Here is a 20,790-nt window from a genome sequence, read left to right as displayed (position 1 = left end):
AGCGGATCTTGGTGGCCCCGGATGTTTCACGTGAAACAATCTGGTGTCCGAAAAGCACCGTCGCCAAAAACCTGTTTCACGTGAAACAAGAACCCGCAGAAATAAACATTTTATTTACCGATACAGAATTCCCGGAAGATCACGTCCAGGATGTCCTCGACGTCAACCCGGCCCAGTAACCGTCCAAGCGCCTGAGCTGCAACCCGAAGCTCCTCGGCCGCGAGTTCCTCACTGGTATCTGCGACAGAAATGCTGCGGCGTAGCGACTCCGCGGTCTGTTGCAACAACTGCCGCTGCCGCTGCCGCGTGATCAGCCCACCCTCACCGGCTCCGAAGAAATCCTGGGCAAAAGCCACCAGGGCCGAAACCAGCTCCGGGATTCCATCGCCACGGCTCGCGGAAATCGCAAACCCCGATTCACCGTCAGCCCGCTGCAACTCGGCCAATGACCCACTTGAATCGGCCGCATCGGCATTTTGGTGTTCAAGATCGATCTTGTTGCGGAGCATCCATACCTGTGTCGCGCCCCCATACCCGTGCTTCGTGCCGGACATATCCGAAAGCCATAGTACAAGGTCGGCTTCCGCTGCCCGTGCTTGCGCCCGCCGTACGCCCTCCTGCTCCACCGGATCGTCGGTGTCGCGAATGCCAGCGGTATCGACCACCGTCACCGGATAACCATCGAGATCGAGCTGAACTTCGATCACGTCACGCGTGGTACCGGCGTGGGGCGAGACGATCGCCACTTCACGCCGCGCCAGCTGGTTGATCAGCGTCGACTTGCCGACATTGGGGGGTCCGGCGATCGCAACCACAAGCCCTTCGCGCAGGCGTTCAGCCTTGCCTTGCGCCGAAAGGACTTGCTGGATTTCGCCAAGCAGCGTTTTCATCTTTGCCCGCGCCGGCGCAATCAATTCGACCGGCACATCGCCTTCGTCGGAAAAGTCGATGCCGGCTTCAATCAGCGCCGAGGCCTCGATGATCCGGGCGCGCCAGTCGCGCGCTCTGTCGCCAAGTAACCCCTTCAACTGGCGCAGCGCCTGGCGGCGTTGCCGGTCGGTATCGGCATGAATCAGGTCGTCGAGCGCTTCCGCCTCGGTGAGATCGAGTTTGCCGTTCTCGAATCCGCGCCGGGTGAACTCACCCGGCTCCGCTGCCCGCACGTCGTCAAATGCCGAGAGCGCTACGAACAATGAAGCCAGCACCGCTCGCCCGCCATGAACATGAAATTCCGCGACGTCCTCGCCAGTGGCGCTCGCGGGTCCCGGAAACCAGAGCACCACCGCATCGTCGACCGGCTGTGCCTCCGAATCGCGCAGCACAGCCCGGGTCGCCACCCGTGGCAGCGGTAACTTACCCGCCAGCGATGTGAGGACGGCTCCGGCCCGCGGCCCGGACACGCGCACGAGTGCGATCGCGCTCGGCGTCCGGCCCGAGGAAAGTGCAAAGATCGTCTGTTCCGAAGGATGCATGGCCTATTTGCCCGCGAGTTTCAGAACAGGCAAAGCAATTCGCTATAATGGACATCCATCCATCAAGGGTTAGCACCGAACCGTATATTGTGCATTGCACAAATAGCGCACCATTTTCCACCGCTATATGGCTCTGAAAAATGAAGCGTTCCGACGCTGGCCAAAAATAAAATAGGTCAATAATTTAAAATAACCAACAATTACAATATTTTATACGAAATTTAGAACGGCGAATCACCGCGTTATGTTGCAGCAATGCTGCAACATATATCGCAGCATAAATCATAAATAAGGACGCCCGAGCCGAGCCGGGGCGTCCCTATTCAAACCCGTCAAGACGCCTCAGGTATTCATCGAATCGAAGAATTCCGAGTTGTTCTTGGTGTTACGCAGCTTGTCGAGCAGGAAGTCGATCGCATCCATCGTGCCCATCGGATTGAGAATCCGCCGCAGCACATACATTTTCTTCAGGAGTTGCGGATCGGTGATCAGCTCTTCCTTGCGTGTGCCGGAACGCGAGATGTCGATCGCCGGGAAGGTCCGCTTGTCCGAGACCTTGCGGTCGAGGATCAGTTCGGAGTTACCGGTGCCTTTGAACTCTTCGAAGATCACTTCGTCCATACGGCTGCCGGTATCGACCAGCGCGGTCGCGATGATGGTGAGCGAGCCACCCTCCTCGATATTGCGCGCGGCGCCGAAGAACCGCTTCGGCCGTTGCAAGGCGTTGGCGTCGACGCCGCCGGTCAGCACCTTGCCGGACGACGGCACCACGGTGTTATAGGCGCGGCCAAGTCGTGTGATCGAGTCCAGGAGAATCACGACATCGCGGCCATGCTCGACCAGACGCTTGGCCTTCTCGATCACCATCTCGGCGACCTGGACGTGACGCACCGCCGGTTCGTCAAAGGTGGACGAAACCACCTCGCCTTTCACCGAGCGCTGCATGTCCGTGACTTCTTCCGGACGCTCGTCGATCAAAAGCACGATCAGGTAGCATTCGGGATGATTGGCGGTGATCGAATGCGCGATGTTCTGCATCAACACTGTTTTACCGGTGCGCGGTGGCGCCACGATCAATGCGCGCTGGCCCTTGCCGATCGGGGCGACGATGTCGATCACCCTTGCGGAAAGGTCTTTTCTGGTCGGGTCTTCCAGCTCGAGCCGAAAGCGCTGATCCGGAAACAGCGGCGTCAGATTGTCGAAATTGACCTTGTGCTTGGACTTTTCCGGATCCTCGAAATTCAGCGTATTGACCTTCAGCAGCGCAAAATAACGCTCGCCCTCCTTCGGGCTGCGAATATGGCCCTCGATGGTATCACCCGTGCGCAGACCAAAACGCCGGATCTGCGAGGGTGAAACATAGATATCGTCCGGTCCCGGCAAATAATTGGCGTCGGGCGAACGCAAAAACCCGAAACCGTCAGAGAGAACCTCGACGACACCTTCGCCGATGATGTCGGTCTCCGCGATCGCAAGCTGCTTGAGAATGGCGAACATCAGCTCCTGCTTGCGCATGGTACTGGCGTTTTCGACCCCGTTTTCTTCCGCGAACGAGACCAGTTCGGCCGGCGTTTTGGACTTGAGGTCTTGGAGTTTTATTTCCCGCATTGGGGTGGTCCTGTGGAGTAGCTTTTTGGGGAAGGATGCGAGGCGGCTTAGGAAAAGCGGACGTGCAAATGGTCCGCAGGTCTGAGCAAGGAAAGTGCCGGAGAGGCTTCAAACCCGATGCGGCGGCCGGTCCGGCGAAGATACCGGAACGCGACCACATCCGCCTGCGTGTGGTGGGATTTCGCTAATATAGAAAACCAGTCCGCGTTTCGCAAGCAGCTAACGATGCCGGCATTGTTGAAGATCGTGTCGGCTAAAATGGCTTTACGACCACGAGGATTACGATACAAATCATCAATAAGGTCGGTACCTCATTGATAAACCGATAGAATCTTTGGCTTCGCCTGTTACGGTCGGCGGCGAAATCCTTCACGCAACGGGCAAAAAAACCGTGTACGCTCGAAAGAATCAACACCAGCAGAAGCTTACCGTGCAGCCATCCGGCCGAAAACCAGTGACCGGACCATGCCAGATAGAGCCCCGCCAGCCACGTCACGATCATCGCGGGGTTGATGATGGACTTGAGCAGCCGGCGCTCCATCACCTTGAAGGTTTCAGACTGTTTGGACCCGGTTTCCGCTTCGCAATGGTACACGAACAGCCGTGGCAGATAGAGCATGCCGGCCATCCACGAGATGACGGCTATGACATGCAGGGCCTTGATCCACTCATACATCGCGAGGTCTCGTTTCTTCATCAGCATGCGGTGGCTGCCCGATCAGCTCAATGTTCCGACTCGGGGCTCAGTGTTCTTGACCGCATGGAACGGAGACATATCCGCAAGCAGGCCTTTTCTAAAACAATTAATTTAGAATCTTAGGTTTGAGTCTAAGTGGACGTGGATTTGACTCATAAAAATCTGTCCCGTGATTTTCAGACGTTGCTCACATTCATCAACAACTCCGGCGAGACATCTGGCTGCCTGAATAACGCCACTTGTTTCAAACGCTTGTGCTGCTTTTTGGGCCAGCTTATGAAGAGACAAGTCCACATAACTCCACTATCATTCAAACCATCGAATGAAGTTGTCCTTTGGTGAAGGGCTGTGAAGAAAAAGCCGGGTTATCCCTGACGCTCCGACCTGCGCCCGATTCTTCCAGCCAAGCTCCACAAGGACTCACAGGATATACAGGGTCCATCGTGCCCACGACCGGCAACTATTTTCACCTTCATCTGGTGTCCGATTCGACCGGCGAGACGCTGATCACGGTCGCGCGCGCGGTGGCTGCGCAATATGCCAATGTGACGCCGGTCGAACATGTCTATCCGCTGGTACGCAGCCAGAAGCAGCTCGATCGCGTGCTGAACGAGATCGAGGAAGCGCCCGGTATCGTGCTGTTCACACTACTGGAGAAGGACCTGGTCGCGCGGCTGGAGGACAAGTGCAAGGAAATCAATATTCCCAGTCTTTCGATCATCGGTCCGGTGATGCAGCTATTTCAGGCTTATCTAGGTGCTGCGACCACCGGCCGGGTCGGCGCGCAGCACACGCTGAACGCGGAATATTTCAAGCGGATCGATGCGCTGAACTACACGATGATTCATGACGACGGCCAGCACGTCGAAGGATTGGAAGAGGCCGACGTGGTTCTGGTCGGCGTCTCCCGCACCTCGAAGACGCCCACTTCGATCTATCTGGCCAACCGCGGCATCCGTACCGCGAACGTTCCGCTGGTGCCGGGCATCGCTGTCCCACATCAATTGGAGGCTCTGAAAAAGCCGTTGGTGGTGAGCCTGCACGCGACCCCGGAACGGCTGATCCAGATCCGGCAGAACCGGCTGTTGAGCATGGGCGCCGATACCGACAATGACGAATATATCGACCGTCAGGCGGTTGCCGATGAAGTCGCTTTTGCGCGGCGGCTGAGTACCCGATTCAACTGGGCGCATCTCGACGTGACACGGCGCTCGATCGAGGAAACGGCGGCTGCCATATTGAAATTGTTTGCCGACCGGCAGCGGCAGCAGCTTTCCGAATGATGTTTCGCAGATGACGATCTGGCGCGGAAAATATCCGTTGATCCTGGCTTCGCAAAGTCGTGCGCGGCAGGCGGTGCTCGCCAATGCCGGCATTGTGTTCGATGCGATTCCGGCCGACATCGATGAGCGAAGGATCCAGCTCGACTCACGCCTTTCGCGGCCTGACAAGGTCGCATCATTGCTGGCGCGGGAGAAGGCCCTGGCAGTAGCTTCGCGCCGTCCGGGGAGAATCGTCGTCGGCGCCGATCAAACCCTGGCGCTCGGGGATCGGCTGTTCACCAAGCCGGCGGGTCGCGCGCAGGCAGCGGACCAGTTGCGTTCATTGGCGGGAGCGAATCATGAATTATACTCCGCAATTGCTGTCGCGTGCGACGGCAGGATCATGTTTGAAACCGTCGCCATTGCACGGATGACGATGCGGCCACTGACCGAGGCTGAAATCGGCGCCTATCTGGATGAAGCCGGCGAAAGCGTTACGACCAGCGTCGGCGCCTATCAACTTGAAGGGCTCGGGGTACATTTGTTCGAGCGCATTGAAGGCGATCATTTCACCATCCTCGGATTGCCGTTGCTGCCCTTGCTGGCTTTCCTGCGTGGTGAAGGATTGCTTGCGGTATGACGGCAAAATGCTGACGGGCCGCGAATGATGAGGCTGCCATGATAGTGCTCGGGCTGACCGGTTCGATCGGAATGGGGAAGTCGACCACCGCGAAGCTGTTCGCCGAAGCTGGCGTCCCCGTCTACGACGCCGACGCGACCGTTCACAAGATCTATGAGGGGGAGGCCGCGCCCGTGATCGAAGCCGCGTTTCCGGGCACAACCGTCAACGGCAAGGTTGATCGCGCCAGGCTGTCGGCGAAAGTCGTGCATGATGTCGACGCGATGAAGCGGCTGGAGCAGCTTGTCCACCCGATGCTGCGCGCCCACCATCAGAAATTCCTCGATGAAGCCGAGCGGTCCGGCGCGCCCGTTGCGGTCGTGGACGTGCCATTATTGTTTGAGACCGGTGGCGAGAAGCGTGTCGATGCCGTTGTCGTGGTCACCACGTCGCCTGACGTTCAGCGCGAGCGGATCCTGGCGCGAGACAACATGACCGCCGAAAAGCTCGACTACATCCTGGCGCGGCAATTGCCGGACGTCGAAAAGCGCCAGCGGGCGGATTTTATCGTGGATACGTCGCACGGCCTCGATCCGGTCCGCGCCCAAATCCGGGACATCCTGGCCGAGGCTGCTAAAATGCCGAAACGGCGATCCTGATTCGCTGTTTCCTGGTCCGAGGTCGATGCGCGAAATCATTCTCGATACCGAAACCACCGGCCTTGATCCCCTGCGGGGCGATCGGCTGGTCGAGATCGGCTGCGTCGAGATTTTCAACCGGATGCCGACCGGCCAGACCTTTCACCGGCACATCAATCCCGAGCGTGACATGCCGGCGGAAGCTTTCGCGGTGCATGGTCTTTCCACCGAATTCCTGGCCACCAAGCCGCTATTTGCGCAGGTTGTCGACGAATTCCTGGAATTCATCGCCGATGCGCCGCTGGTGATCCACAACGCGTCGTTCGATATCGGCTTCATCAACGCCGAACTCGATCGGATCAAGCGGCCGCCGATTCCGAAAGAGCGCCTGGTCGATACGTTGTTGTTGGCGCGCCGCAAGCATCCGGGCGTGTCCAATCGTCTCGACGATCTCTGCTCGCGCTACGCGATCGACAATTCCCGCCGCACCAAGCACGGCGCCTTGCTCGACGCCGAGCTTTTGGCCGAGGTCTATATCGACCTGATCGGGGCCCGGCAGTCGCAACTGATCCTTGCGGCCGAGGTTCGCGACACCCGCGCCGGCGGGTATGGCGATATGCCGCGGCGGCAGCGCGAAGTGCCACTCACGCCCCGGATCACCGATGAGGAGCGCGCCGTACACCGCGCCTTTGTCGCCACGTTAAGTGACAAGCCGATCTGGAACGATTTTTTACCCGCGACAGCGGCCAATGCCGCAGGTTAGCTTGGCTTGAAAGGCTAGCTCGGCTTGACCTGGGCGGCCTGCTCCGCGGCGGCTTGCCGTTCCATGTTCTGGCGGTACAGGCCGACGAAATCGACCGGGTCCAGCATCAGCGGCGGAAAACCGCCATCGCGGACCGAAGTTGCAATGATCTCGCGGGCAAACGGGAACAATAGCCGCGGACACTCGATCATGATCAGCGGATGCAGATTTTCCTTCGGCACGTTGACGATGCGGAACACGCCCGCATAGGCGAGGTCGAAGCTGAACATGACCTTGCCGCTGTTTTCGGCCTTGCCCTCGATCAAAAGCGCCACTTCATATTCGTTTTCAGCGATATTGTTGGCGTTGACGTTGATCTGGATATTGATCGCCGGCTGCTGGGGCTGCGGTCCCAGCGAGGCTGGTGCATTGGGGTTTTCGAACGAGAGGTCCTTGGTGTACTGCGCCAGCACGTTCAACTGGGGGGGAGGGGCCGCCTCAGGGGGGGCACCGTTACCATTGGTCATCGAAGTCTCTCCTGGAACGTTTTCATGCCGGCAGGGACCGTTTTCTGTCTGAATTCGCACAAAAGGGCGCAAAGGCGCGAAGGTCTCTGTCGGGGCGAGTGGCTAACATAGCCCCGCTGTGTTCCACAAGGACGACAACGGCGACGATGGCGGCAGATCGGTTGCCGGCACGCAAATCCGCGAGCCCGGCAGGTCGGCCAGCGGCCGATAGCTTAGCCGCGCATTCCAGTTGTTTGAGTATGATCTTTCGGAAAACCGGTGCCCACTTTTCCGGACCATGCTCTAAATTATTGAATGTGCGCGGTTTCCAGGCATGATCGGGGTTTCCCCTCGCGGCGAAAACCGGCTACAAGTCAGGGGAAGCAGACAGGTGAGAGCATTGGCTTATCCTGTTGCCGTCGGTGTGGGCTTTATTGGGCCAACACACGCCATTGGCCGGGCACAGTTTCGTGCCTACATGTTTCAGACTTAATCCATGAGGTAGTCTCCGCCGTCCCTCCAGGGGATCGTTCTATCGCCGGTTCCATTGCCGGCGCCGATCAGAAAGCGAATACGACGTGGATATTTACACCATCATCTTCCTGGCGCTGGCGGTCTTCATCTTCCTGCGCCTGCGCAATGTGCTCGGACAGCGCACCGGGAGCGAGCGGCCGCCTTATGATAGAGCGGCCCGCAACGTGGTGCAGGGCGCGCCGGACAGCAAGGTCGTTCCGATGCCGGGCTCGGTGATCGAGCAGGTGCCACTGGCGCCGACGGCCGATGTCAGCCCGCCAACCGATCGCTGGAAGGGTCTTGCTGAACCGGGTACGCCGCTCGCACAGGGGCTCGACGCCGTCGCCGCGCTGGATTCGTCATTCGATCCCAAGCATTTTCTCAGCGGCGCGCGCAGCGCCTATGAGATGATCGTGCTGGCTTTTGCCAATGGCGACCGGCGGGCGCTGAAAGATTTATTATCCACCGAGGTCTATGACAGCTTCGAAAGTGCGATCAAGGATCGCGAGAAGCAGGAGCGAAAGACCGAGACCCGTTTCGTTTCGATCGACAAGGCCGAACTCGTGAATGCCGAAGCGCGGGACCGGACTGTGCAGCTGACCATGCGTTTTGTGTCGCAGATGATTTCGGTCACCCGCGACAAGGCTGGTACGATCGTGGACGGCAACCCCGATAAGGTCACCGACATCACCGACGTTTGGACATTTGCCCGTGACGTTACCTCACGCGATCCGAACTGGAAGCTGGTTGGCACGGGCAGCGCACACTAGCGCCGCCCTATCGAGGTTCCTGCTGCCGGGGCTGCAGGCTGCAATCAGGAACTTCAACTCGAGAAACGGTGCCCGGCATGTCGCGGCGGGGATAGCGATTGCAGCTAGCCTCTCGCTCGCACCCATGCCTGCCGACGGTTCGCGCCCTCGCCATCTGCCCTATCCGCAACGCGCCTGGCCGATGGTGATCAACGGCAGCCAATACGCGCCAGTTGCCTGGACCGATATTACGGGCTGGAACGATGACGATCGTCTCGCTGCCTTCAAGACCTTTCGCGCGAGCTGCAAGGCGATATCCGCGCAACCGGACACCACGGTCGATCCGAGAGCGCTGGGAATCTCGCTGCGCGAACCTTGCCGCGCTGCAAAAGCCGCCGACATCGCCGACGATGCCAAGGCGGGCGCTTTTTTCGAGGAATATTTCCGCCCCTTGCAGATTTCGCGGCTCGGGGAGGATGCGGGCTTTGTGACAGGGTATTATGAGCCGATCATCGACGGGTCGCGGACGCAGACCGATGTCTACGACGTGCCAGTCTATCGCCGCCCGTCCAATTTGTTCGTGCGCGGGTTCACGCAGGATTCGCCCGAACTGCCCAACAAAGGCGAGGTGTTCCGCAAGATCGGCCGGCGCAAGCTCGTGCCTTATTACGATCGCGGCCAGATCGAAGACGGTGCGATTGCCGGCCGCGGCCTCGAAATATGCTGGCTCAAAAGCCAGACCGATCTTTTATTCGCGCAGATCCAGGGCTCGGCGCGGGTCCGTCTCCCGGACGGATCGACCATCCGCATCAACTACGCGGCGCATAATGGCTATCCCTATACGCCGGTCGGCCGTGTCCTGATCGATCGCGGCATCGTCCCGAAAGAACAGATGTCGATGCAGAAGATCAGGGAATGGATGGATCAGAATCCCGACGGGGCCAAGGACGTCCGGCGTCAGAACCGTTCCTACATTTTCTTCCGTGAAGTGCCGCTCTCCGACAAGGACGAAGCCGTCGGCGCGCAGGGCGTGCCGCTGACACCGGGCCGCTCGATCGCGGTCGACAAATCGCTGCATGTCTATGGCACGCCATTCTTCATCGAAGGCCAGCTTCCGATCGAATCCGAGCAGTCGAAGACGCCCTTTCACCGCTTGATGATTGCGCAGGATACTGGTTCGGCGATCACCGGCCCCGCGCGCGCCGATCTTTATTTCGGCGCGGGCGCCGATGCGGCGAAAGTGTCGGGCCGGCTCCGGCACACTATGAACTTCATCATGCTGGTGCCGAAGAGCCTCGATCCGGTGGTGCAGGGCCGCAGGATGCCGTTGCCGGATCCAAGGCCGTCGGCGAGGATCGCCCGGTTGTTCCCGCAGGTTGATCCGCTGAAGGATCGGCCAAAAGATCAAAAGAACATGGCGTCCGCGCCGTTACAGCCGGCATCTGCAACACCGCTATCGACGGCTCAAGCTGACGCCACCACAGCCATCCCGCTGCCGGAAGCCCGGCCGGAGGTGAAACCGGGCTGGCGTCATCACCGGCATGGCCGTCATTACCGCAGCGGCCGATGAAACGCCCAAAGTCCATTCCAGAACTTGATCCGCCTTCGCGGCGCAAGCGCGCGCTGAGCGAAGAAGAGCGCGTGTTATGGGAAAGCGTGGCGAAACAGACCAAACCCTTGCGCAAGCGGCCGCGGCCGGTGAAGGCGCAGGAAGATGAGGCTCCGGTTGTCGCGAAATCCGCCGTTTCGCCGCCGTCGCCGCGGAGCAAAGCCGCGCCGGCATCGAAGCCAGATCTGCCACCGCCCGCACCGCCGCCGCTGGCGCCGCTCGGACGCCGCGAACGCTCGCAGCTTTCGCGCGGCAAAAAGGACATCGATGCGAGGCTCGATCTGCACGGCATGACGCAGATACGTGCGCACCGGGCGCTGTCGGATTTCCTGTGGCGCGCGCATGCCGATGGCCTCACCTTCGTGCTGGTCATCACCGGCAAGGGCCGCACGGCAGGAAGCGAATCCGAGCGCGGCGTGCTGCGCCGCCAGGTGCCGCAATGGCTCGGCCTGCCGGAATTTCGCAGCATGGTGGTTGGTTTCGAGGAAGCGCATATCGGCCATGGCGGCGAGGGCGCGCTTTACGTGCGGATCCGGCGGGTACGGGTCTAGCTTTTATTCTGTCGCGTTTTCTTCACCCGAACCGGTAGCCACCCCGCTATCCAGGTCCGGGAAGGCTTTCGCTCGCAAACGCTCTGAACTGTCTTAGAGAATGAAGCGGCTCAGATCGGCGTTCTTGGCGAGATCGCCGACGTGCTTCTGGACATAGTCGGCATCGATCTGGACGGTTTCGCCGTTGCGGTCGGGCGCGGTGAACGAGATCTCGTCGAGCACGCGCTCCATCACGGTCTGTAGCCGCCTTGCGCCGATATTCTCCACGCTGGAGTTCACCGCAACCGCGACATCGGCAAGCGCGTCGATGGCGCCGTCGGTGATGTCGAGCCTCACGCCTTCGGTCTGCATCAGCGCGACATATTGCTTGATCAGCGACGCCTCGGGTTCGGTGAGGATGCGGCGCATATCGTCGCGGGTCAGCGCCTCCAGCTCGACCCGGATCGGCAGCCGGCCCTGTAATTCCGGCAACAGGTCGGACGGCTTGGCGATATGGAACGCGCCCGAGGCGATGAACAGGATATGGTCGGTCTTGACCGCGCCGTGCTTGGTCGACACCGTGGTGCCTTCGATCAGCGGCAGCAGGTCGCGCTGCACGCCTTCGCGCGAGACGTCGCCGCCGACGCGACCATCGCGCACGCAGATCTTGTCGATCTCGTCCAGGAACACGATGCCGTTGTTTTCGACCGCGGTGATGGCTTCCAGCACCAATTGATCGTTGTCCAACAGCTTGTCGGATTCCTCGTTGACGAGAATTTCATGCGAATTCTCGACGGTCAGGCGACGGGTCTTGGTCCGTCCACCCATCTTGCCGAAGATGTCGCCGATCGAGATCGCGCCCATCTGCGCGCCCGGCATGCCGGGAATCTCGAACATCGGCATTCCGCCAGAGGATTGCGTCTCGACCTCGATTTCCTTGTCGTTGAGCTCGCCGGCGCGCAGCTTCTTGCGGAACGAATCGCGCGTCGCGGCGCTGGAATTGGCGCCGACCAAGGCGTCGAGTACGCGTTCTTCGGCGGCAAGCTGCGCGCGGGCCTGGACGTCCTTGCGTTTGCGCTCCCGCACTTGCCCGATCGCGACCTCGACAAGGTCGCGGATGATCTGCTCGACGTCGCGGCCGACATAGCCGACCTCGGTGAATTTCGTGGCCTCGACCTTGATGAAGGGGGCGCCTGCCAGCTTTGCCAGCCGCCGCGCGATCTCGGTCTTGCCGACGCCGGTCGGCCCGATCATCAGGATGTTCTTCGGCAATACCTCGTCGCGCAGGCTGCCGGTGAGTTGCAGCCGCCGCCAGCGGTTACGCAACGCGATCGATACCGCGCGCTTGGCGTCGGCCTGTCCGACGATGAAGCGGTCGAGTTCGGAAACGATTTCACGGGGAGAAAAGTCGGTCATGGGCCCCTAGCTAGGGTTGAAATGGTGCAAGAACAAGCCGCATTTGAGGCCGCCAGACGGGGCCGTCGTCGTCAGGCGGAACACATCGTCCGCTGGCCTCGATCAGCCGCTCAGGCTTTCGATCGTGACGTTGCGGTTGGTGTAGACGCAAATGTCGGCGGCGATATCGAGCGAGCGGCGCACGATGGTCTCGGCATCCTTGTCGGAATCGACCAGCGCGCGGGCGGCCGCCAGCGCGTAATTGCCGCCGGAGCCGATCGCCATCACGCCGGCTTCCGGTTCCAGCACGTCGCCGGTGCCGGTCAGGACCAGCGATACGTCCTTGTCGGCGACGATCATCATCGCTTCCAGCCGCCGCAGATAGCGGTCGGTCCGCCAATCCTTGGCCAGTTCGACCGCCGCCCGGGTCAGTTGCCCCGGATATTGTTCAAGCTTGCTTTCCAGGCGTTCGAACAGCGTAAAGGCGTCGGCGGTGGCGCCGGCAAAACCGCCGATCACATCGCCCTTGCCGAGTTTCCGGACTTTTTTAGCGTTGGATTTGATGACGGTCTGGCCGATCGAGACCTGGCCGTCGCCTCCGATCACCACTTTACCGCCCTTGCGGACCGTTAAAATGGTGGTGCCGTGCCAGACGGGCGATGCGGTCTGTGATGCTTGCATGGAATACCTCGCGTTCGGCCAGATTTAGGGATTGGCGCGCCGGGTTACAATCGGAACGGATTCCAGTCACCATAGGCCGAAGTTCGGGCCTGAACCGGCCATCCCGCAGTAGCGAAGACGACATCCGCCTGTTAAAAGGGCGGCGTTTCGGCACGGGAAAGCACATTTCATGCGCACAGCAACCATCAAGCGCAAGACCAAGGAGACCGATATCGAGGTGGCTGTAAACCTCGACGGTTCCGGCGTGTCCAGGGTTTCGACCGGGATCGGCTTTTTCGACCATATGCTCGACCTCCTGGCCCGGCATTCCCGCATCGACATCACCGTGAAGGCGGTGGGTGACCTTCACATCGACCACCACCACACCACGGAGGATGTCGGCATCGCGCTTGGCCAAGCCGTGAAGCAGGCGCTCGGATCGATGGCCGGCATCACCCGTTATGCTTCGATCCATATGCCGATGGACGAGACGCTGTCTCGCGTCGTGATCGATATTTCCGGCCGGCCGGTGCTGGTGTTCAAGGTGGAATTCCCGCGCGACAAGATCGGGGAGTTCGATACCGAACTGGTCCGCGAATGGTTCAACGCCTTTGCGGTGAACGCCGGCGTGACTTTGCACGTCGAGACCCTATATGGCGAGAACAGCCATCACATCGCCGAATCCTGCTTCAAGGGTCTGGCGCGGGCGCTGCGCGCCGCGGTCGCGATCGATCCGCGAGCGGGGGGCGAAGTGCCTTCCACCAAGGGACAGCTCGGCGGCTAGCGTCCTTTTGCGTTCTCGGCGGAGATTATGATGCCGGTCTATACAGTTCACGCTCCGGTGGCGACGGATGCAAGCCTCGTCGCGACCGACAAATTCGCGTTCGTGCGCGACGGGTTTCATCTCTGGGCTGCGCTGTTCGGCCCGCTGTGGCTCGCCTGGCATCGGCTGTGGCTCGCCCTGATCGGCTGGATCGTCGCCATTGCCGCGATCGAGTTCGCCATGGCGTTCTTCGACGCCGGGCGAGGAACCGCGTTTTTCGTCGACGTGCTGATCGCGCTGTTGATGGGATTTGAAGGCGCCAGCCTGCAACGCTGGACGTTGTCTCGGCGCAACTGGCGCCAGCTCGACATCGTGGTTGCCGACGATGAGGAGGCCGCCGAGCGGCGCTTCTTCGACCGCTGGACCGCCAAACAGCGCGGCCTGACCAATGACCAGGCGGCGGTCGATCGCGGCGGCCCGCCGCCGACGCGCGATGTTCCGGGCCAGCCATTCTCAAAGCCGCCGGCGCCGCCGAGCGAGATCATCGGATTGTTCCCGCAACCCGGAGCTTCACGGTGAGCGTCGCCATCATCGACTACGGCTCCGGCAATTTGCACTCCGCGGCGAAAGCGTTCGAGCGCGCGGCGCGGAGCATGGAAGAGCCGCCGAAGATCGTCGTTACCCGCGATCCCGACACCGTCTATCGCGCCGACCGCATCGTGCTGCCCGGCGTCGGCGCCTTCGCCGATTGCCGCAAAGGCCTCGATATGCTCGATGGCATGATCGAGGCGATGACGGAAGCCGTGCGCCACAAGGCTCGGCCGTTCTTCGGCATTTGTGTCGGCATGCAGTTGATGGCGACGCGCGGCAAGGAGCATGTCACCACCGACGGTTTCAACTGGATTGCGGGCGACGTCGAAAAGATTGCGCCGCGCGAGGAGAATTTGAAGATCCCCCATATGGGCTGGAACACGCTCGACCTGCTCCGCGAGCATCCGGTGCTCGAGCGCCTGCCGCTGGGTCCGAAAGGCCGCCACGCTTATTTCGTGCATTCCTATCACCTCAACGCGACCAACGAGGCGGACGTGCTGGCGCGCGCCGATTACGGCGGCCCGGTGACGGCGATCGTGGCCAAGGACACCGCGATCGGCACCCAGTTTCATCCCGAGAAGAGCCAGCGTTTCGGGTTGGCTTTGATCTCGAATTTCCTGAAGTGGAAGCCGTGATACTCTTCCCCGCCATCGATCTTAAGAACGGCCAGTGCGTCCGCCTCGAACAGGGCGACATGACGCGCGCCACCGTCTTCAATCTCGATCCCGCGGATCAGGCGCGTGCCTTCGCCGCGCAGGGGTTCGAATATCTGCATGTGGTCGATCTTGACGGCGCCTTCGCCGGCCAGCCGATGAACGCGCATGCGGTCGAAGCCATGCTGAAGACGATCACCATGCCGGTGCAGCTCGGCGGCGGCATCCGCGACCTCGGCACCGTCGAAGCCTGGCTGTCCAAGGGCGTGGCGCGCGTCATCATCGGCACGGCCGCGGTGCGCGATCCGGAATTCGTGAAAAACGCCGCCAGGAAATTCCCCGGCCGCGTCGCGGTCGGTCTCGATGCGCGCGACGGCAAGGTCGCGGTCCAGGGTTGGGCCGAGACCTCGGAAGTCACCGTGCTCGATATCGCCCGGCGATTCGAGGATGCCGGCGTGGCCGCGATCATCTTCACCGACATCGCCCGGGACGGTCTGCTGCAGGGGCTCAATCTCGATGCGACCATCGCGCTGGCGGAGCGCATTTCAATACCTGTCATCGCCTCCGGCGGACTGGCCTCGATCGACGATGTCCGGGCGTTGCTGGCGCCGCGGGCGAAGAAGCTGGCCGGAGCGATCGCGGGCCGCGCGCTCTATGATGGCCGTCTCGATCCCGCCACTGCGCTGGCGCTGATCCGCGACGCCCGTGCCGCGGTTTAGAGCATGATCCTGAAAAGTGAAAACCGGTTTTCCCTCGCGACAAACGCGGAACGCGTTTGCGCGGAGATCATGCCCAGACAAAGGATAACACGACGGATCGGATTCAGCGCAGCTGAAGCCGATCATGGGAGACATCGATGTTCAAGGTGCGCGTGATCCCCTGCCTCGACGTCAAGGACGGCCGGGTCGTCAAAGGCGTCAATTTCGTCGATTTGCGCGATGCCGGCGATCCCGTCGAAGCCGCCATCGCCTATGACGCCGCCGGCGCCGATGAGCTGTGTTTCCTCGACATTACCGCCACCCACGAAAATCGCGGCATCATGCTCGATGTCGTTCGCCGCACGGCGGAGGCTTGTTTCATGCCGCTGACCGTGGGCGGCGGCGTTCGCACCGTCGACGATATCCGTACCCTGCTGCGGTCCGGCGCCGACAAGGTGTCGATCAACAGCGCCGCCGTCAGCCGCCGCGAATTCGTCAAGGAGGCGGCCGAGAAATTCGGCGATCAATGTGTCGTGGTCGCGATTGACGCCAAGCGCGTCAAGCGCGGCGGCGGATCGGACCGCTGGGAGATCTTTACCCATGGCGGGCGCAATTCGACCGGCATCGACGCCATCGAATATGCCCAGGAGGTCGTCTCGCTCGGGGCCGGTGAAATCCTCTTGACCTCGATGGACCGGGACGGGACCCGGCAGGGGTTCGACCTGCCGCTCACCCGAATCATCGCCGACAGTGTTTCGGTACCGGTGATCGCCTCAGGCGGCGTCGGTAACCTTGACCACCTCGTGGACGGCATCCGCGAAGGGCATGCGACGGCGGTGCTGGCGGCATCGATTTTCCATTTCGGAGAATTTACCATCCGCCAAGCCAAGGATCACATGGTTCGCGCCGGGCTGCCGATGCGGCTCGATCCCTGACGACTCTTTATGACAGAAGTGCTACAGGTCGAAGGGGCTGTAGCGCCGCCCTGACCAGCCAAGCTGCGCGTGAGTTGAGTTGATGCCGCGTTTTACGATCCATGATCTCGCTGCCATCGTCGATGCCCGTGCGGCGTCGGGCGGAGAGGCGTCTTACACCCGCAAGCTGCTGGACAAGGGTCCAAAGCATTGCGCCAAGAAGCTCGGCGAGGAGGCGGTGGAGACGATCATCGCCGCGGTCGAGAACGATCGCGAACACATCATCGCCGAAAGCGCCGACCTGCTGTTTCATTTCCTGGTTCTTTTGAAGTCGCGCGGCGTGACGCTCGAGGAAGTCGAGGCGATGCTCGCGCAGCGCACCAACATGTCCGGACTGGAAGAAAAGGCTGCGCGCAAGCGCGACTAGAGCATGATCCGGAAAAGTGGAGTACCGGTTTTCCGAGAAAGATCATGCTCAAGATATGAAGCATGATCCGGAAAAGTGGGTACCGGTTTTCCACGAAAGATCGGGTCTGATCACTAGACAAGAGCGTTGTCATGGATATTCGCGCAGCCGATCAGCCGTACAACCCCTATCGCGTGTTCTCCAGGGAGCAATGGGCCCGACTGCGTGACGACATGCCGATGACGCTCAAGTCCGAAGAGATCGCGGCCTTGCGCTCGATGCACGACCGGCTCGATCTCAGGGAGGTCGAAGAGATTTATTTGCCGCTGTCGCGGCTGTTGTCGATGTATGTCGATGCCGCGCAGCGGCTGTTTTACGCGCAGCGGCGGTTTCTCGGCATCCAGGACCGCAAGATGCCATACATCATCGGCGTTGCGGGCTCTGTTGCCGTCGGCAAATCCACCACCGCACGCGTGTTGCAGGCGATGCTGGCCCGGTGGTCGCCGCGGCCGAAGGTCGATCTGGTGACGACCGATGGCTTTCTGTTTCCCAATGCCGTGCTTGAGCGGCAGGGCCTGATGCAGAAAAAGGGTTTTCCTGACAGCTACGACCTGCCGACGCTGTTGAGCTTCCTGAGCGACATCAAGGCGGGTCGGCGCAGGGTTCGCGCGCCCGTCTATTCGCACTTGACCTATGATATCGTTCCGAATGCATGGATCGAGATCGATCAGCCGGATATTCTGATCGTCGAAGGCGTCAATGTCTTGCAGACCGGCCGCCTCCCGCGCGATGGCAACGCCGTGCCCGTGGTATCGGACTTTTTCGATTTCTCGGTCTATATCGATGCCGAAGAGCCGGTGTTGCGCGAATGGTATGTGCGGCGCTTCCTGGCGCTGCGCGACACCGCGTTTCACGATCCGCGATCGTATTTCAATCGCTATTCGTTGCTGTCCGACGAGGAAGCCACCGCAACCGCGATAGCGATCTGGGAACGAACCAACCTTGCCAATCTTGAAGACAATATCCTGCCGACGCGGCCGCGCGCGACGCTGATCCTGAAAAAAGGCGCCGACCACGTCGTCGAACAGGTGGCGTTGCGGCGGCTGTAGCAGCGATTGAGTCCGCCGCAAGATAATCCAGACTTGTCATTCCGGGATGGTGCGTAAGCACCAGAGCTCAGATGCGCAATTGCGCATCGGGGCATCTCGAGATTCCGGGCTCGATGCTTTGCATCGCCCCGGAATGACAGAGAGTCTGGAGGTTACCAGGCAGGCCGGCAGGGCCAGTGATATCCTCGCAATGAGAACCGCAATTGGCCTTACGCCACCAGATGCCGTGAGGCGGCGAGGCCGGCGAGCGCGTCGGCCAGTTTGTCGCGATCGAGCGGCTTGATCAGGAAGCCATCCATGCCGGCCTCGAAGCAGGCATAGCGGTCTTCCACCAGCGTGTTGGCCGTCAGCGCGAGGATCGGGGTCGGACGGTCCGGCTGGCCGGACTCATGCGCACGAATTCGCTTGGTGGTTTCGACGCCGTCGAGCTGCGGCATCTGGAGGTCCATCAGGATCAGGTCATAAGGGGTGCCGGCTGATCTCGCCGATAGCCATGATTCCAGCGCTTCCTCGCCATTGGTGGTGAGGACGGCGTGATGTCCGAGTCTCGTCAACAGCGAGCGCATCAACAGCGCGTTGATCTCGTTATCCTCCGCCACCAGGATCGAAAGCCCGCGCGAAGGCGCAGCCGGGGCTGTCGCGGCCTGATCAGCCATGTGATCCGTGATGTCGAGCTGGGGATCGCCGGCAAGGTTCGGTGCCGGAATCTCCGGCGCGGTCGCCAGCCGGGCCGCGAGCGAAGCTACGCGCAACGGCTTGACCAGATAGCCGGTAAAGGTGGGCAAGAGCTTGAGTTCATGCCGCGTGGCGGGTGTGAACATCACGATGCGCTGCGTGGCGTGGGCGCGCGCCGCCTCTCCGAAGGCTTCGACCTCGGTTGCCCCGAAGCCATGATCGAGCAGCACCGCATGCCAGGACCGTTCCGGCAGCAAGGCCCGCGCGGCCGTGAGATCCGATACCATGCAGGTCTGGCCGCCCCAGCGTTGCAGCCGCCGCGCCACCAGCGAGGCTTCGATGGTTTGCGGCGCCGCCAGCATGACCGACTGGCCGGTCAGATCGGGCGCGATGAATGTTGTTGGCGCATTTTTCCCATCGCCGGCCGCGGCAAGCGGCACCGACACGTCGAAGGTCGAACCGGCGCCGGGCTGGCTCTCAAGCCGGATGCGGCCGCCCATTCGCTTGACGATGCGCTCGCTGATGCTCAGCCCCAGTCCGGTGCCGCCATAGTTTCGGGCGATGCGTTCATCGGCCTGTTCGAATTCACGGAAGATCCGCTTCTGGGCCTCGGGCGCGATGCCGATGCCGGTATCGCGCACCAGGAAACTGATCTCACCGGGCCAAATGCCGGGCTCGACGATCAGCGCCACGCCGCCGGTCGAGGTGAACTTGATCGCGTTGCCGGCGAGATTGAGCAGCACCTGACGCAAACGGGCGGCATCGCCGACCACCTCGGCGGGCAGCCGTTCGTCCACATAGGCTGCGATCTCGAGCTGCCTGGCCTGTGCCCGCGGCGCCAGCAGTTCGGTAATATCCTCGATCAACGCGGCGAGCGCGAAGGGCCGATGCTCGATGTCGATCTTGCCGGCTTCGATCTTGGAGTAATCCAGCAGCTCTTCGATCAACGACAGCAACGCCTCGCCCGAGGTCTTTACCGCCCGGGCATAGGTCGTTTGCTCCGGCGTCAACGGCGTGTCCAGCAACAGCCCGCTCATGCCGATGATGCCGTTGAGCGGCGTGCGGATTTCGTGGCTGGCCATCGCGAGGAATCGCGACTTGGCACGGTTGGCGGCGTCGGCATGATCGCGGGCTTCGCCGAGCGCGCGTTCGGTTTCGGTGCGATCGGTCACGTCGCGGCCGACGCATTGCGTCTCCGCCGGCTGGCCTGCATCCGAACGGACCAACCCTTCGCGCCAGGCGATCCATCGCGGTCCAAGCGGACCGGCGATCTTCTGGTCGTGAATGCGGGTGCCGTTGCTGTCGAGCGCGATGTCGCCTTGCTCGAGGACGGTGAGTGAGAAGCGGTTGCCGATCAACGCGCGGCGCGGCTGACCGGACAGTTCGCAATAGGCTTCGTTGGCGAACGTGATGCGGCCCTCGGCGTCGCGCAATACGATCAGATCGCCCTGCGATTCGAACAGGCTGCGGGTGCGCTCTTCGGCTTCCTTTAGTTCCCAATTGCGGTCGACGAGCGCTTCATTATGCAGCAGAACCTTGCGCAGCCTCTTGCGCATCCAGCGCAATCGTATGCTCAGGGTTGCGAGCGCGACACAGGCGATGGCGAACAGGAAGCTCGCGCCGATCGCAAAGGCGTTGGGGTCGTAGCCGGAATGTTCGGACCGGCTTCCGGAAATGAAGCCATAGGCGCCGCCGAAAGCGGCGGAGAAGATCGTGAAGGAGCGGACCAGGAAAATGATCCGGGGATGGCGTCGCGCAAGGCGGCGTATACGCGCCCTGATCCGGAAACCCTGCTTCATCGCCGATTGCCCTGAATTGTCTTTTGCGTCATCGCGGTCGATTCGTACGGTCGGCGTTCGTTCAAGTTCGCTCGGCATCTGCCGCGTGACGACGATGCGGCGGTGATGTTGCAAAGTGCTTGAGCCGGGATATCCTCACGGGACGTGATAGGAACAGGGTTGATGGAGCGTTAAAGCGTAGT

Annotated in this window: 21 protein-coding genes; 14 read left to right on the top strand and 7 right to left on the bottom strand. The window is 61.2% G+C overall.

The window, feature by feature from the left end:
• Positions 1 to 110: 110 nt before the first annotated feature.
• The 3 genes from mnmE to hemJ all read right to left on the bottom strand — a co-directional run bounded on the left by mnmE (position 111) and on the right by hemJ (position 3,756).
• Positions 111 to 1,472, bottom strand: a complete 1,362-nt coding sequence (mnmE, locus tag HB630_RS26040; protein WP_213775580.1) for a tRNA uridine-5-carboxymethylaminomethyl(34) synthesis GTPase MnmE — start codon at positions 1,470 to 1,472, stop codon at positions 111 to 113.
• A 342-nt stretch (positions 1,473 to 1,814) separates the two neighbouring features.
• Positions 1,815 to 3,080, bottom strand: coding sequence for a transcription termination factor Rho (gene rho, locus HB630_RS26035; RefSeq protein ID WP_213775579.1), 1,266 nt, complete (start codon positions 3,078 to 3,080; stop codon positions 1,815 to 1,817).
• Positions 3,081 to 3,333: 253 nt separating this feature from the next.
• On the bottom strand, positions 3,334 to 3,756 hold the full coding sequence (hemJ, locus tag HB630_RS26030; RefSeq protein ID WP_213775634.1) for a protoporphyrinogen oxidase HemJ: 423 nt from the start codon (positions 3,754 to 3,756) through the stop codon (positions 3,334 to 3,336).
• A gap of 464 nt (positions 3,757 to 4,220) precedes the next feature.
• Between hemJ and HB630_RS26025 the strand changes: the two genes are divergently transcribed.
• Genes HB630_RS26025 through dnaQ form a run of 4 tightly spaced genes read left to right on the top strand, consistent with a single transcriptional unit; the run spans position 4,221 to position 7,059 of the window.
• The gene (locus HB630_RS26025; RefSeq protein ID WP_213775578.1) at positions 4,221 to 5,060 is read left to right on the top strand and encodes a pyruvate, phosphate dikinase/phosphoenolpyruvate synthase regulator; all 840 of its coding nucleotides are present in this window, start codon (positions 4,221 to 4,223) and stop codon (positions 5,058 to 5,060) included.
• Between the two features lie 10 nt (positions 5,061 to 5,070).
• Positions 5,071 to 5,679: a Maf family protein gene (locus HB630_RS26020; protein ID WP_213775577.1), complete on the top strand. Its 609-nt coding sequence runs from the start codon at positions 5,071 to 5,073 to the stop codon at positions 5,677 to 5,679.
• A gap of 38 nt (positions 5,680 to 5,717) precedes the next feature.
• Positions 5,718 to 6,317 carry a dephospho-CoA kinase gene (coaE, locus tag HB630_RS26015; protein ID WP_213775576.1) on the top strand — a complete coding sequence of 200 codons (600 nt, stop codon included), beginning with the start codon at positions 5,718 to 5,720 and terminating at the stop codon, positions 6,315 to 6,317.
• A gap of 25 nt (positions 6,318 to 6,342) precedes the next feature.
• Complete coding sequence (gene dnaQ / locus HB630_RS26010) at positions 6,343 to 7,059, top strand: DNA polymerase III subunit epsilon (protein WP_213775575.1); 717 nt, start codon at positions 6,343 to 6,345, stop codon at positions 7,057 to 7,059.
• Between the two features lie 14 nt (positions 7,060 to 7,073).
• Here dnaQ and secB read toward each other — a convergent pair whose 3' ends face one another.
• Positions 7,074 to 7,565 (bottom strand): protein-export chaperone SecB, encoded by a 492-nt coding sequence (gene secB / locus HB630_RS26005; RefSeq protein ID WP_213775574.1) that lies wholly within the window; start codon positions 7,563 to 7,565, stop codon positions 7,074 to 7,076.
• Between the two features lie 557 nt (positions 7,566 to 8,122).
• Between secB and HB630_RS26000 the strand changes: the two genes are divergently transcribed.
• From HB630_RS26000 to HB630_RS25990, 3 genes are all read left to right on the top strand, one after another.
• Positions 8,123 to 8,827, top strand: coding sequence for a Tim44/TimA family putative adaptor protein (locus tag HB630_RS26000; protein ID WP_213775573.1), 705 nt, complete (start codon positions 8,123 to 8,125; stop codon positions 8,825 to 8,827).
• Between the two features lie 124 nt (positions 8,828 to 8,951).
• Positions 8,952 to 10,376, top strand: a complete 1,425-nt coding sequence (locus HB630_RS25995; protein ID WP_213775572.1) for an MltA domain-containing protein — start codon at positions 8,952 to 8,954, stop codon at positions 10,374 to 10,376.
• Complete coding sequence (locus tag HB630_RS25990; RefSeq protein WP_213775571.1) at positions 10,373 to 10,966, top strand: Smr/MutS family protein; 594 nt, start codon at positions 10,373 to 10,375, stop codon at positions 10,964 to 10,966. Before HB630_RS25995 ends, HB630_RS25990 begins: the two co-directional genes overlap by 4 nt.
• Before the next feature lie 93 nt (positions 10,967 to 11,059).
• Here the strand turns inward: HB630_RS25990 and hslU are convergent, their stop codons facing one another.
• Together hslU and hslV are read right to left on the bottom strand one after the other, a co-directional pair.
• Positions 11,060 to 12,361, bottom strand: a complete 1,302-nt coding sequence (gene hslU, locus HB630_RS25985; RefSeq protein WP_213775570.1) for an ATP-dependent protease ATPase subunit HslU — start codon at positions 12,359 to 12,361, stop codon at positions 11,060 to 11,062.
• Positions 12,362 to 12,463: 102 nt separating this feature from the next.
• Entirely contained in the window at positions 12,464 to 13,021 is a 558-nt protein-coding gene (gene hslV / locus HB630_RS25980; RefSeq protein WP_213775569.1) for an ATP-dependent protease subunit HslV, read from the bottom strand.
• Between the two features lie 169 nt (positions 13,022 to 13,190).
• On the opposite strand from hslV, the gene hisB reads away from it, so the two are divergent.
• From hisB to coaA, 7 genes are all read left to right on the top strand, one after another.
• Entirely contained in the window at positions 13,191 to 13,784 is a 594-nt protein-coding gene (gene hisB, locus HB630_RS25975) for an imidazoleglycerol-phosphate dehydratase HisB (RefSeq protein ID WP_213775568.1), read from the top strand.
• A 30-nt stretch (positions 13,785 to 13,814) separates the two neighbouring features.
• Entirely contained in the window at positions 13,815 to 14,342 is a 528-nt protein-coding gene (locus HB630_RS25970) for a DUF2628 domain-containing protein (protein WP_213775567.1), read from the top strand.
• The gene (hisH, locus tag HB630_RS25965; protein WP_213775566.1) at positions 14,339 to 14,989 is read left to right on the top strand and encodes an imidazole glycerol phosphate synthase subunit HisH; all 651 of its coding nucleotides are present in this window, start codon (positions 14,339 to 14,341) and stop codon (positions 14,987 to 14,989) included. Before HB630_RS25970 ends, hisH begins: the two co-directional genes overlap by 4 nt.
• Entirely contained in the window at positions 14,977 to 15,726 is a 750-nt protein-coding gene (gene hisA / locus HB630_RS25960) for a 1-(5-phosphoribosyl)-5-[(5-phosphoribosylamino)methylideneamino]imidazole-4-carboxamide isomerase (protein WP_213775565.1), read from the top strand. Before hisH ends, hisA begins: the two co-directional genes overlap by 13 nt.
• A 137-nt stretch (positions 15,727 to 15,863) precedes the next feature.
• Complete coding sequence (gene hisF, locus HB630_RS25955; RefSeq protein ID WP_213775564.1) at positions 15,864 to 16,640, top strand: imidazole glycerol phosphate synthase subunit HisF; 777 nt, start codon at positions 15,864 to 15,866, stop codon at positions 16,638 to 16,640.
• 82 nt (positions 16,641 to 16,722) lie between these two features.
• Positions 16,723 to 17,046, top strand: coding sequence for a phosphoribosyl-ATP diphosphatase (locus tag HB630_RS25950; protein WP_213775563.1), 324 nt, complete (start codon positions 16,723 to 16,725; stop codon positions 17,044 to 17,046).
• A 131-nt stretch (positions 17,047 to 17,177) separates the two neighbouring features.
• Positions 17,178 to 18,134: a type I pantothenate kinase gene (coaA, locus tag HB630_RS25945; RefSeq protein ID WP_213775562.1), complete on the top strand. Its 957-nt coding sequence runs from the start codon at positions 17,178 to 17,180 to the stop codon at positions 18,132 to 18,134.
• Positions 18,135 to 18,343: 209 nt separating this feature from the next.
• Here coaA and HB630_RS25940 read toward each other — a convergent pair whose 3' ends face one another.
• Positions 18,344 to 20,608: an ATP-binding protein gene (locus HB630_RS25940; protein WP_213775561.1), complete on the bottom strand. Its 2,265-nt coding sequence runs from the start codon at positions 20,606 to 20,608 to the stop codon at positions 18,344 to 18,346.
• Positions 20,609 to 20,790 lie beyond the last annotated feature (182 nt).

The organism is Bradyrhizobium sp. dw_78 (genome assembly GCF_018449525.1).
Taxonomy (GTDB): domain Bacteria; phylum Pseudomonadota; class Alphaproteobacteria; order Rhizobiales; family Xanthobacteraceae; genus Bradyrhizobium.
This window is presented reverse-complemented; position numbering and strand designations above follow the sequence as displayed.